The organism is Hydrogenophaga sp. (genome assembly GCF_048549895.1).
In the GTDB taxonomy this organism is placed as follows: Bacteria; Pseudomonadota; Gammaproteobacteria; order Burkholderiales; family Burkholderiaceae_C; genus Hydrogenophaga.
In genome coordinates, this window is the sequence record NZ_JBLYYB010000091.1 from 21,729 (window position 1) to 33,398 (window position 11,670).

General features: G+C 64.1%; 8 protein-coding genes. 2 read left to right on the forward strand and 6 right to left on the reverse strand.

Features of this window, described 5'->3' with window-relative positions:
• Nucleotides 1-70 precede the first annotated feature (70 nt).
• Together ACN4F8_RS09905 and ACN4F8_RS09910 are read left to right on the forward strand one after the other, a co-directional pair.
• Nucleotides 71-3,316, forward strand: coding sequence for a VanZ family protein (locus tag ACN4F8_RS09905; RefSeq protein WP_419473428.1), 3,246 nt, complete (start codon nucleotides 71-73; stop codon nucleotides 3,314-3,316).
• A gap of 23 nt (nucleotides 3,317-3,339) precedes the next feature.
• A complete protein-coding gene (locus tag ACN4F8_RS09910; protein WP_419473429.1) occupies nucleotides 3,340-4,341 on the forward strand; it encodes a GNAT family N-acetyltransferase in 1,002 nt (333 codons plus the stop codon).
• Between the two features lie 21 nt (nucleotides 4,342-4,362).
• On the opposite strand, the gene ACN4F8_RS09915 is transcribed toward ACN4F8_RS09910, so the two are convergent.
• The 6 genes from ACN4F8_RS09915 to ACN4F8_RS09940 form a co-directional block, all read right to left on the reverse strand.
• On the reverse strand, nucleotides 4,363-5,097 hold the full coding sequence (locus ACN4F8_RS09915; RefSeq protein ID WP_419473430.1) for a PEP-CTERM/exosortase system-associated acyltransferase: 735 nt from the start codon (nucleotides 5,095-5,097) through the stop codon (nucleotides 4,363-4,365).
• Nucleotides 5,098-5,120: 23 nt separating this feature from the next.
• Nucleotides 5,121-5,915 carry a methyltransferase domain-containing protein gene (locus ACN4F8_RS09920; protein ID WP_419473431.1) on the reverse strand — a complete coding sequence of 265 codons (795 nt, stop codon included), beginning with the start codon at nucleotides 5,913-5,915 and terminating at the stop codon, nucleotides 5,121-5,123.
• Between the two features lie 171 nt (nucleotides 5,916-6,086).
• Nucleotides 6,087-8,417 (reverse strand): efflux RND transporter permease subunit, encoded by a 2,331-nt coding sequence (locus tag ACN4F8_RS09925; RefSeq protein ID WP_419473432.1) that lies wholly within the window; start codon nucleotides 8,415-8,417, stop codon nucleotides 6,087-6,089.
• A 17-nt stretch (nucleotides 8,418-8,434) separates the two neighbouring features.
• Nucleotides 8,435-9,703 carry a hypothetical protein gene (locus tag ACN4F8_RS09930; RefSeq protein WP_419473433.1) on the reverse strand — a complete coding sequence of 423 codons (1,269 nt, stop codon included), beginning with the start codon at nucleotides 9,701-9,703 and terminating at the stop codon, nucleotides 8,435-8,437.
• Between the two features lie 72 nt (nucleotides 9,704-9,775).
• Nucleotides 9,776-10,513, reverse strand: coding sequence for an outer membrane lipoprotein-sorting protein (locus tag ACN4F8_RS09935; RefSeq protein ID WP_419473434.1), 738 nt, complete (start codon nucleotides 10,511-10,513; stop codon nucleotides 9,776-9,778).
• 187 nt (nucleotides 10,514-10,700) lie between these two features.
• Nucleotides 10,701-11,573 carry a ThiF family adenylyltransferase gene (locus tag ACN4F8_RS09940; protein WP_419473435.1) on the reverse strand — a complete coding sequence of 291 codons (873 nt, stop codon included), beginning with the start codon at nucleotides 11,571-11,573 and terminating at the stop codon, nucleotides 10,701-10,703.
• Between the last annotated feature and the right edge of the window lie 97 nt (nucleotides 11,574-11,670).

The following is an 11,670-nucleotide window of genomic DNA, read 5'->3' on the forward strand; positions in this document are numbered from 1 at the left end:
CTGCGACTATCATCTTTGGATGTTTCCAACCGCAGGCATCCCACATGACAACCGGCCTGGGCGGTTGTGGATGGTGCAAGTGCTCTGGTGGGTGTGGGTCTTGTTCGTGGTGTACGGCAGCCTGGTTCCGCTGGAGTTTCGTCACATCCCGCTTGAGCAGGCACTCGCGGGTTTTGCGAACATCCCCATGCTCGACATCGGCCTGGAAGGTCGAGCCGACTGGATCGCCAACGGTGTGCTCTATGTGCCTGTGGGTTTTTTGACCACGGCACTGCTGACCGGTCAGGGGATCGGGCGGCGGCTGTTGAGCAGCGTGTTGGCCATGGGCTTTGGCCTTGCTCTCGCCGTGGCAGTCGAGTTTTCACAGCAGTACTTTCCTCCCCGCACTGTCTCCATCAACGATCTGGTGGCTGAAGGGCTGGGCACGGCGCTGGGCGTTGTGCTGGCGTGGCGCGGCACGGCGTGGCTGGCGGGCCTGCAAACGGTGCTGCGCGGCCACTGGCGCGAGGTGGCCGCTTCGCTGGTGCCAGCCGGCGCGCTGGTGGTGTTGCTGATTTCCCTGTTCCCGTTCGACCTTCTGCTGTCGTCGAGCGAGCTGGCGGACAAGGCGGGCGGTTCGTTCTGGGGCTGGGTGGTGGCCCCCGTGTTTGTGCAGGAATCTGCTGTGCGTCAACTCGCTCGCTTGTTCAGCGAAGCTGCGGTGGTGGTTCCGCTGGGTGCCTTGTGGGCCCGCTCTGCACTGGTGTGGTATCCCGCTGCACATGCGCGGGTTTCGTTGCCGGTGGCTTTCTGGCTGGGCGCCAGTCTGGGTCTGGCGATCGAGATCGGACAGTGGTTCATGGCCTCCGGTGTGAGTCAGGGCATGTCGGTGATCACGCGCGGTGCGGGTTGGCTGCTGGGGGCGTGGCTGTGGAACCAGCGGCATGTCTGGGGCGTTGCCCAATGGCGGGTCGCGTTGCGACGGTTCATCTGGCCGCTGGTGGTGCTGCATCTGTTGGCAATCGTGGTCTTGAGCGGCCTGGGCAGCCGGGACTGGCGAACGCTCGGTGAGGCGATGGCCCGGTTGTTCAGCGGCGAGCTTCGCTTCGTTCCGTTTTATTACCACTACTACACCAGCGAAGCGGTCGCACTGCAGAGCCTGCTCACCGTCGCTTTCATGTACGCCCCCATCGGACTGTGGTGTTGGGCCTTGTCGCTGTCGGCACGCCATGCGGCCTGGTTGGCTGCTGGTATGGCACTCGCGGTGGAACTGGGCAAGCTGTTTCCCGAAACGAGCCGGCCCGACCCGACCAACATCTTGATTGCAGCGGCCGCAGCGGCGGTGAGCGCGCTTGTGCTGCACAGGTTTTTTGAACCGGGCAAGGAGGTCCTGCCGGGACAACGGTTGACCGAGGACGTTTCTGCGATGACCGTTTCGCCTGCAGCCGTGGCCACAGGACCGTCGCCCTGGTGGGTGCTGCCGGTGGTTCTGGGTGCTGGTGCCTGGCTGTTTCATTTTCCGGTGTTTCAACCGGGTGTCGGTGTCGTGCTGGCGGTGAGTGCCTTGCTGGTCTGGTGGCGGCCGGTGCTGTTGTTCGGCGTGGTGGCTGCGGCGCTGCCGACATTTGATCTGGCCGCTTTCAGTGGCCGGGAATATGTTGACGAGTTTGACGTGCTTCTGTTGATCGGCGTGGTCATCGCGTGGGTTCGCCAGCCTGCGGGCGACCCGACGCAGCCGCAAGACCGTTGGCTGAGCGCCGCCCTGGGCGCCTTTGCGCTCAGTGCTGCCGTGGCGGCGTTGGTGGCCTTGCGACCTTGGGACCTTGCCGGGTTGCAGCACCCCGATACGCCGCTGAGCCCCTGGCAAGCGCTGCGGCCCTTGAAAGGGTTGATCTGGGCTTTGTGCCTGTACCTCCTGGCACGGCGGCAAATGGCCAACCAGCTGCCTGTGGTGCGCTCGTTCGCCGTGGGGCTGGTGGTGGGCCTGGCCGGTGTTGCCGGCTTCGTTTTCTGGGAGCGCGCGGCGTTCGCTTCTCTGTGGGATCTTTCCACGCCTTATCGCGTAGCCGGCCCTGTGATGGCCATGCGCTTGGGCGGTGTGTATCTCGATGCCTTCCTGGTGTCGGCATTGTCTTTCGCACTCATCGGCGCCTTGTTCGGAAAATCGGTGGCCTGGCGGTTATTTTGTACCGCGGCTGCACTGGCGGGGGCTTACGCCATCGTTGTGACCTTCACGCGGACGACCCACCTGGCGGCGGTGGTGGTGTGTGCTGTCGTTGCCATCTTCGGACGCCGCGCGTTCCTGAAAAAGCGCGTGCGCACCTGGGCTTCGGCGGCCTTGTTGGTGGTCCTTGCCGCCATGGCATATCCGCTGGCCATCAGCCCGTTTGCCAGCGCGCGGTTGTCCATCGTCGGGCAAGACTTCCAGGTGCGGGTCGATCAATACAAGAACGTGGTCCGCATCGGTGGTGAGCGTGCCATGGCCATGTTGTTCGGGAACGGTCTGGGTCAATTTCCCGCCCGCACTTACTGGGATGCCGTGACACAGACCCAGGATGGCACGTTCAAGCCCATGCACCGGTTCGTGCGGCAGGAAGGCGTGAGCCAGTTGCAGTTGGGCCCCGGACCCGACCTGTACCTGGACCAGTTCATTGAGCTGGGTGGCGCTGCGAGCGTTGAACTGGCGCTGCAGGCGCGGTCCGTGGGAGGTGTCGGCTCGGTGGCCGCGTTTGTGTGCCAGAAATGGCTGCTCTCCTCTGAAGACTGTGTGGTGCGAAGGTTCGACCTCAAGCAGGGCGAGCCAGGCTGGCAGTCGGTGTCTGCGTCCATCCCGACGGCGACATTGCGCCCGGCGGAGGGTTGGCTGGGCCGACCGGTGCGGCTTGGTCTCCAAAACGCCGGTGGCGTGCGCGTCGATGTTCGGCAGATAACCCTGCGCACCGGGCAGGGCGAAGAGCTGCTGCGCAACGGCAGCTTCGAGTCGGGTGGCGACCACTGGAGCTACACCTCGGACGACCACCGTTCGTGGCGCGTGCTCAATCTGTTCCTTGCTGTCGGGTTCGATCAAGGCTTGTTCGGCCTGGTGGCCTTCGTGCTGCTGCTGGGTGTGGGCGTGGTTCGCGGTTTCAGCACCGCGTCGACCGGTGACCCGCACGCGCTGGCGTTGACCGCCGCGCTGGTCGGTCTGGTGGTGGTGTCGCTGTTCGATTCGTTCGTTGGCGAACCCCGTTATCTGTTGCTCTTGGTCTGCATGGTGTGGATGGCGGCGCTGGGCTCATTGCATCGCGCGGCAGGTGCTGCGGAGCAGGGTGCCGCTTTGCGAGGCTCGCGCGTGTGAGCGCGCCCGGCCATCTGTCCGCCATGCCGGCTCAAACGGATCTGTTCCAGACCCTGGCCTGGTTCGACAACCTGCGCGCGCACGGGTTTGTCGATCAACCCGTGTTCCTGTCGCTGGCGTCGCCGTCGGGTGCCGGCGGCCTGGGCTTTGAACTCATGCGCGTGCAGGCCGGCGGCCCTCTGCAGGCACTGTCGAACTTCTACACCTGCCTGTATGGGCCCCAAGGACCTGTGGAGGCAATGAGTGCTGACGATTGGGACTCCCTGGCAACCACGATGCGAGCACTCCCCGGCAGCGCGGTGGTCCAGTTGCAGCCGCTGGACGCCTCCAGCACCTGGCTGGCCGCGTTCGAGCAGGCCTTGCACACACAAGGCTACTGGTCCGATCGGTACTTCTGCTTCGGCAACTGGTACCAGCCCGTCTCCTGCGGTGGCTTTGCCGCCTACTGGGCGGAACGACCCTCTCCACTGCGGCACAGCGTGGAGCGGGGACGCCGCCGCCTGGACAAGGCTGGCCCCTGGCGTATCGACATCGCCACCAGCGCATCGGACGACCTGGACGCCGCCATCGAGGCCTATGGGTCCGTCTATGCCCAGAGCTGGAAGCAGCCCGAGCCTTGCCCCGGCTTCATGCCGGGGCTGATTCGCACGGCGGCGCGCGAAGGCTGGTTGCGCCTGGGTGTGCTCCGGCTCAACGGGGAGGCGCTGGCCGCCCAACTGTGGCTGGTTCACGCGGGCAAGGCCAGCATCTACAAGCTGGCGTACGTGAAAGGCGTCGAGAAGTTGTCGGCTGGCTCGGTCCTCACAGCGGCGTTGATGCAGCACGTGATGGACATCGACGAGGTCCAGGAGGTCGATTATTTGAGTGGCGACGATGCGTACAAGGCCGACTGGATGGCACTGCGGCGTGAGCGGGTGGGTTTGCTGGCTTGCGACTTGCGCCGGGCGCAAGGTTGGCTGGCGGCGGGACGGCACGTGCTGGGCCGGTGGAGCCGTCGCATGAAGGCGATGCTCGAAAGCGCCTGAGTTCGCATCAGTCGCCTGCGCTCAAGCCTGCGAGGCTGGCTCTTCGCTTGTGTTCAGCTGCGTCTGCATGAACTGCAGAATAGTCGCCTCGCGCGCGCCCAGCATGCGTTCCATCTCGGTGGCGCTGATGATGTAGACGCGGCGAGCCGGTTGAACGTTGGGATTCATCGGGCCCACCGCCACGAACGGGAAGCCCAGCCGGGTCAGCAACCGGCTGAAGAGGTTGTCCATGGCGGCCATGCAGTAGTCCAGACCGGTCTGGCGGCACAGCTGGTAGACCTCGCGGTACATGCCTAGCACCAGCTCGGGCTGGTGGTGGCGCACGCCTTCTGTCTTCAAGGTCATTTCACTCTCGGGGTCGCCCTGGATCGGTTTGCCCTGGTCGGAGTGGCGGCGGCGGAAATGGGGTGTTACTGCGAGTCTGGATATTTCCCCGATCTTGTCGGCGGTGGCGCTGGTGTAGGGCAGGGGATGGTCGATGACGTAGCGCTGCTCGACGTTGAGCCCGTGCTCGTTGGGCATGATGATGCGCATGAAGCCGGCCACCACACCGCTGGCTTTGTGGCGCGCAATGAAGTGCCGGCTGCACACGTCGTACGGGTCTGTTTCGATCGGATGGCCACGGCTGGAAAACATGCCGGGTGCATCCACCCGGCCAAGCTCTTCGCAGAACACCAGGTACCGGGCTTCCAGGTAGTCGTCAAAGTCCGCCGTGCCAGGGATGACTTCGTAGAAGGTGAAGTACACGGTTTCCATGGAACAGTCCTGGGGTGCGGGGCCTACGCGCGCTCACCGGACACGATGAACACGCCCGCTGCCACCAGGCGCCTGCCCGCGGCGACATCGGCCGACAGGTCTTCGAACAAGCGGGGCAGGTCGACCGTGTCGCCCAGCAGCGACGCCTTGTACCCCAGCAGGATGTTGAACAGAACGGGGAAGGGGAGCTCGCTGCTGGTGAGCATCATGACGCGCGTTTTCACGTTGGTGAATCCGGCGCGCTGCATCATCTCCTGCATCTTGCGGCCGATGAAACGGTCGCCACCCTGGCTGGCCTGGATGGCCTGCGCGCTGCCGAGCACATGGTCCACGCGTGGCTCTGGCGGGTGAAACAGCACCAGACCATCGTCGGAGTCCACCGCGCAGAAACGCCCACCCGGGCGGGTGACGCGAAACACCTCCTGCACCACAGCGTCGGGCTTGGGTACGTGCTGAAGCACGAAGCGGGTGTATGAGAAATCGATGCTTTGGTCGGCCAGCGGCAGGGCATCACCGTAGGCCTGGTGGGCAAACAGGCCTCGCGCGGGCTTGTGACGCACGTTGCCCTCAAGCTCGGCAATCAGGGTTGGGCTGGGCTCCACCGCGTGCAGGCTGCCCAGGGGTGCCAGCTCGGCCAGGAGGTCGGAAACGAAGCCGGGGCCGCTGCCGATTTCCAGCACGTCGTGCGCGGGCTGGATGCCGGCGCCGCGCAGAATGGCAGCTTCCATGCCGCGCACGGCCTGGGCTTGCTGTTGCAAGCGCTGGGTTTGAAAGCGCGCATCGTTGAGCGCTTCGAATTGGTACGAGCCGGTGCTCATGCGCGGTCGGCTCCGCAGCTGTCATGGTGTGAGGGCATCGCCTGTTTCCTCCTGGCGTTGTTGTTTATACGAAGATCGTATCGATTGATACCGGTCTGAAAACCCATGGTCAACCCTATCACTTCATTTTTGTGCCGATGGGCGTGATTGTGCCCGCCGGTTGTGTCGCGGTCAGATCTTCATCAGCGGGTGGCGCAGTTTCATGCGGCTCCACAACACCACCAGCGCGGGCAGCAGCAGCAGCTCCAGAAGCTGGCCCGAGATCAGGCCAATGGCGGTGAGCAGTCCGAAGCTGGCGGTGGGTACGAAACTGGAGGTGCTCAACATGAGGAACTGCGACACCAGCAGCACCGAGGTGGCCAGCACGGCCTTGCCGGACGCCTCGATGCTGCGCGCGATCGAGAACACGGCACCCAGCCCCTTGTCGCGGCGCTTCTGGTAGTTGTAGAAGATGTGGATCGTGTCGTCGACCGTGATGCCGAGCACCACACCCGCGATCAGCACCGTGGCCATGTCCAGGTAAATGCCGGTGGCGCCCATCAGCATGAACACGAAGAACAGCGGCGCCAGGTTGGGCAGCATGCTGATCACGGCGGCCGGCACGGTTCGCCAGAGCAGCAACATGATGATGAAGATCTGGCCGAAGGCGCCAGCGAAACTGAGCAGCTGCCCGGTGACCAGCAGGTCTTCCTGGTCCGCAAACAGGCGGCCGTAACCGGCCATCTGCCATTTGAGTTGCGGCGCATCGACCTTGGCCGTCAGCGCCTGCACTTTGTCGATCACGTCCTGGATCGCGTTGGCGCCGTGCACGTTCACGTTGAGCAGGATGCGCATGCGCTGGAACTCGTTGTTCACCAGTTCCTGCAGATCGCGCCCGTCGTAGATGAGCAGCAACTGGGCGAGCATGCGGTCATCGTCGGGCAGCGCCCGCAAGCTGGGGTCTTCCTCGTTGAAGGCCCAGTTCATTTCCTCGACGATGTCCATCATCGACAAGGTGCGGTCCACCTCGGGCAAAGCCTCCACCTGTGCCTGCAGGGCCTTGATCTGCTTGAGCAGCGCCACGTTCTTGAAGGCGTCGCGTCCCGGCCCGTCGATGACGATCTCCAGCGCCGTGACGCCCACCAGCGAAGCCTCAACGCGCGCGGTGGATTGCGTCAAGGGATGCGAGGGGCTGAAGAACTTGAGCAGGTCCGACTCGGCTTGCACCTTGAGCACCAGCGCCGTGCCCGCCACCGCGATGGCCAGCAAACCGCCCACCACCCAGCCCGCGTAGCGGATGCCGAAACGGGCCAACCCGAAGGACAGGCGGCGCGTCCAGCCAAAACCGCCGCCGTCTTTGGCCCAGGGACCATGGTCGTACTTCACCAGCAAGGGTGGTACGAGGTAGAACACCACGAAGTAAATCACCAGCACGCCCACGGCGCCCACGAAGCCGAACACCTGCACCGGTGGAATCGGCACGAGCACCAGGCTGATCATGCCGGCGGCGGTGGTCAGCACGTTGAACATCGCCGGCGTGTTGATTTCCTGGAGCGCAAACACGACACGCTTGGGGCGGTGGAACCCGGCGTCGCGCATGCGTTTGAGAGCGGCGTAGAAGTGCAGCAGGTTGGCTGCGGTGTAAGCCGACAGCAGCGTGGGCACCATGGCCGTGACCAGCGTGTAGGGTTTGCCAAGGAGGGCGATCAGCGCCACGCACACCACCACCGAGGTGCTCATGGCCACTGCGCCGATGACCACCGGAATCACGCGCCCGACCACCCAGTACAGCAGGGCCAGGCCCAAGCCCATCACCAGTGGCGTGAACACCAGGGAGTCGCGCACCATGGATCGCATCTCGGCAGCGTCCAGCGCCACCGTGCCCGCCACCGCGACCAGGTGGGTGTCCAGCTTTTGCGCCTTGACCGATTCGCGGAATGTGTCCTCGATCGACTGCCGCTGGCGGCTTTCACCGAGCTTCTTTGTCCGCACCACAATCGCGAGCGCCTGGCCGTCCGCAGACGCCAGCCAGCGCGGCATGAAGCGGTCACCGAGCACGCGGGCCTTGCGTTCCTCGGGTGAGTCCTGACCAAGCCGCGCCACATCGATCAGGGGTTCAACCACGAAGCCGTCGGCACTGCCGGCGATGTGGTCCACCCGGGTGACGGAAAACACCCGATCGACATCGGGGTGCTCGTCCATGCTGGCGGCCACGCGGTCAAGGGCGGTGAGCACCGGCGTGGAGTACACGTCGTTGCCCTGGAACAGTCCGATCAGGATCTCGTCGTTGGGAAACTCGGCGCGCAGTTCACGCTCGAGCACCGTGGCCGGCGCGTCGGCGGGGAAGTACAGCTCTGGCGCGTTGTTCAGGTTCAGGCGCAGCAACAGTGCCGCCCCCACCACATGGATCAGCACGATGATCCCGACCGCAGTCTTGCGGCGCATGATGCGGGGCTGCGTCACGCGCAGGAACAGTGCGCTTCTCGTGACGTTGAAGATGAAGTTGCGCAGCCGTTCGATCAAGTCCGGTCCTCGGTTGGTCAGAACTTGCCCTGCCAGCCGACCACCACCGTGTCGTTGCGCCGGTAGAACCCGCCGAGGGTGTTGGCGGCTCCGCTGAACAGGTGTGCCGCCAGGTAAATCTCTTGCCGGTCGATGCCGGTGTAGCTCAGGCGCGGGTTGATGTACAGATCGCGGTCGTTGAGGCCCATGGCGAAACGCAGGTCGGCGCGCCAGCGTCCGTTGGCAAACGGATGCTCGATCTCGCCGGTGAAGCTGTAGATGCGGGTGCGGTCCAGCACAGCCTGGTTGGTCATGATGCGTTGACCAGCGAGTTGCAGCGTCACCCGGGTTTCGCTGTCACCGGGGAAAAACTCGGCGCCGATCACAAAGTCGAGTGATGGATCGGTGCGGTACTGGAATGACTGGGTGGTGAGCGGCACCGCGCTGTTGACCGCGAGCTCCATGCGCCAGGTGGCGCCCAGGCGCTCGGTTTCGAATTCGGCGCCCAGCACCGTGCTGAACGGATGCACCGCCTGCAGCACCACCGGCGCACCGGGAACCACCCGGTAATACGGCTGAGACTGGCGAACACGTTGCACACTGAAACCATAGTCGAAGCCGTCGCCTTCGGCGGTGAAACGCAGGCCACCACCACCGGCGCCGTTGATGTCGGCCTTGAGCACGCGCGCACCCACGATGCCGGGCAGGCTCCCGATGCCCAGAATGCGCCCGTTCACCGTGTCCACCGGGTTCCACACGCTGCGGCTTTGCGGCATCACCGCTTCGTCAAACACGGGGAGCAAGACGCCGTCGAGCTTGAAACCTTCGCCAAAGTACTCGGCACGCACCGCAGGCACCGCGCGGCGCCGCTCGGGCAGTTTGTCGAGCACCGCCCGCGAGAAGTCCACCCGGCTCATGCGGTCGGTGGGCGAAATCTCGTCTACACGTCCCCACAACACGTTTTGCGTGCCCAGGGTCACGCGCATGTCTTCCCGTTGCCAGCGCAGGTAGTTCTCGGTGTAGTCCAGCCGCACGCGGTCGAAGTCCTGTGTGCCGTACTGAGAGTGGGCGTCCAGCCGTGCGCCCAGCGCGTAGCTCCAGTCGCCGGCGTCGCCTCGCAGGCTCAACGCGCCGTGCACCAGGGTGCTGCCGGATGCGCCGGGCTCGTCGGTGAACCCACCGACCTCCAGCCGCAAGGCATCCACCTTGAGTCCTGTGTCTTGAGCCTGCACTGGCAGGCCCGCCATCACCCCCAGCATCATCAGCCCGGACGTTGCCCAGGCGCTGCGCATTTGCCGACCCCTCATGGAAAGTTCTCCTGCTGCTTTGTGAATGTGTTGTCTTGAAACCGCGGCCACGACCAAACACTGGTCGATCTTTCAGGGACGGAATTCTTTCTCCATCCGTTCCTCGGCCAAGGCCCGGGAGGTGAACAGCGACTCTGGCAGATTTCGGTCGTACAAAACGCGTCCCACCGTCAAGCGGGTCTGGTGCCCGCTTGCAAGGTCTGTCAACGTGCTGTCCATCACCGTCCAGTAGCCCTGCACCTGCTCGCGTTTGATCACCAGCAGGCGTTTGCTGGGTTGGTCCGCGTTGCGTTCAAAGAAGTCGACGCGCAAGGGCAGCAGGCTTTTGGGATCGATCCAGCTCAACCTGCGCACATAGACCGAATTGGTGGCGTCCACCGGCACGCTTTCCAGCACGTCGGTGTCGGCGTCACCCAAGCGTTCGCGGCCCAGGAGCTTGTGGATGTCCATGGTCGGTTTGCGGTCGCGCAAATCTTCAAAGAAGTAGTCGGAATTGACGAACCGGCCACCCTTGCGGTTGGAGTCGACCCGGCGCACACGCTGCATGGCCGGGAGGTAAATCCACTGGTTGGAGACGCCATCAGCGCCGTCGATGGTCAGCAGCCCGGTGCCCTGGATGTCCGCGGGGTCGGTGAACCGGATCAAGGTGGAGACCTGGCTGGCGGGCGTGCTGGCGCGAAAAACCAGCATGCCGCGCGTCCGGGCCGGTTTGCCTTCCTCGGTGAGCGACATGGTCACCACCGAGGTGGAGTCCTTGCCGTCCGGGCGGTCATAGACACGTTGGGCCAGCTTTGCGCCATCGTCGGCCACGGCTGTGCCACACGCCAACGCAGCGAGCAGAAGCCCGCCACCCAGCCGTCTCCCCCAGGACCCGAGCCACGAAAACCTCGCCTTGTCCGCCATGCCCGCCCCTCTGTTTGACCGTCAAGCGGCCAGTCTAACGCAGGGTATTTGCCCGCAAGCCCGCAGCCCTGTCTCGAAAGGAAACATGCCCCAGTCAGGCGGTCGTCGACATTTTTTCCAGACGCTTTTTGGCAATGAAGCTTTTGAGGCGCTGCAGCGGGTTGCGGTTGCCCATCCACAGGCGGCGGTGGTGAAAGCGCGAAAGGCGCGCATCCAGGTAGGTGTACCAAGGCACACACTGGAGGTCTTGCGGGTGGAGCAGGGCAACGAGCGCCAGGGTGGTGATGAAGCCCGTGCAGAGCTTGCAGCCCGCTATGGAACTGGGCCCCTTGCGCGCCTTCAGGTTGATGGTCTTCGGATCAAGGTATTTCAGGTGGTGCAGTTCCGGGGCAAAGCCCAGCATGAACTGCACGATCTTCTCGTCGTCCGACATCTCAGGCTGGATGGCGAAATAGTCCGCATACGACATGCCCTTGGGCCCAAAAGCCAGCACGCCGGCACCCAAGCCCAGAGGCACTGCTGCAATGGTCGCCAGGCCACGGGCCGTTGCCTCGTTCACCAGCAGGGGGTGCATGTCCACCGCAAAGGCGTCGATCCCGTCCACAGCGAGGTCCACGCCGTTTAAAAAGGCGTCGATGTTGCCGGTGTTGATGCCCTCGCTGAACTTGGTGATGCGCAGCTCTGGGTTGATCGCCAGCGCCATCTCCACCATCACATCGAGCTTGCGCCGACCGATGGTGTCGACGTTGGCTCCGTACTGGCGGTTGAAGTTGAACACCTCGAACTCGTCAAATTCCGCCAGATGAAAACCACCGATGCCGGCACGAACGAGGCTGATCAGGTAGTCACCTCCCACGCCGCCCATGCCGGCAATGGCGACCGTGCAGTTGCGCAGGCGCTCGTGTTCTGGGGTGCTGACGACGCCGATGTTTCGGCTGAAGGCGTCTGGGTAGTTGAACGTGTCCATGTGTGCGACTCTTCAAAAAGGAAAATCTGATATTCGCTCAGGTTGAGCGCTGGATCGCCCCTCTGGCGGTTCGGCAGTGTCGGTTTTCTTTCCACTC

Bases quoted from the DNA above. Each gene is read 5' to 3' on its own strand.
- ACN4F8_RS09905 (WP_419473428.1), top strand. From the start codon at position 71: ATGGTGCAAGTGCTCTGGTGGGTGTGGGTCTTGTTCGTGGTGTACGGC.
- ACN4F8_RS09910 (WP_419473429.1), top strand. From the start codon at position 3,340: ATGCCGGCTCAAACGGATCTGTTCCAGACCCTGGCCTGGTTCGACAAC.
- ACN4F8_RS09915 (WP_419473430.1), bottom strand. From the start codon at position 5,097: ATGGAAACCGTGTACTTCACCTTCTACGAAGTCATCCCTGGCACGGCG.
- ACN4F8_RS09920 (WP_419473431.1), bottom strand. From the start codon at position 5,915: ATGAGCACCGGCTCGTACCAATTCGAAGCGCTCAACGATGCGCGCTTT.
- ACN4F8_RS09930 (WP_419473433.1), bottom strand. From the start codon at position 9,703: ATGAGGGGTCGGCAAATGCGCAGCGCCTGGGCAACGTCCGGGCTGATG.
- ACN4F8_RS09940 (WP_419473435.1), bottom strand. From the start codon at position 11,573: ATGGACACGTTCAACTACCCAGACGCCTTCAGCCGAAACATCGGCGTC.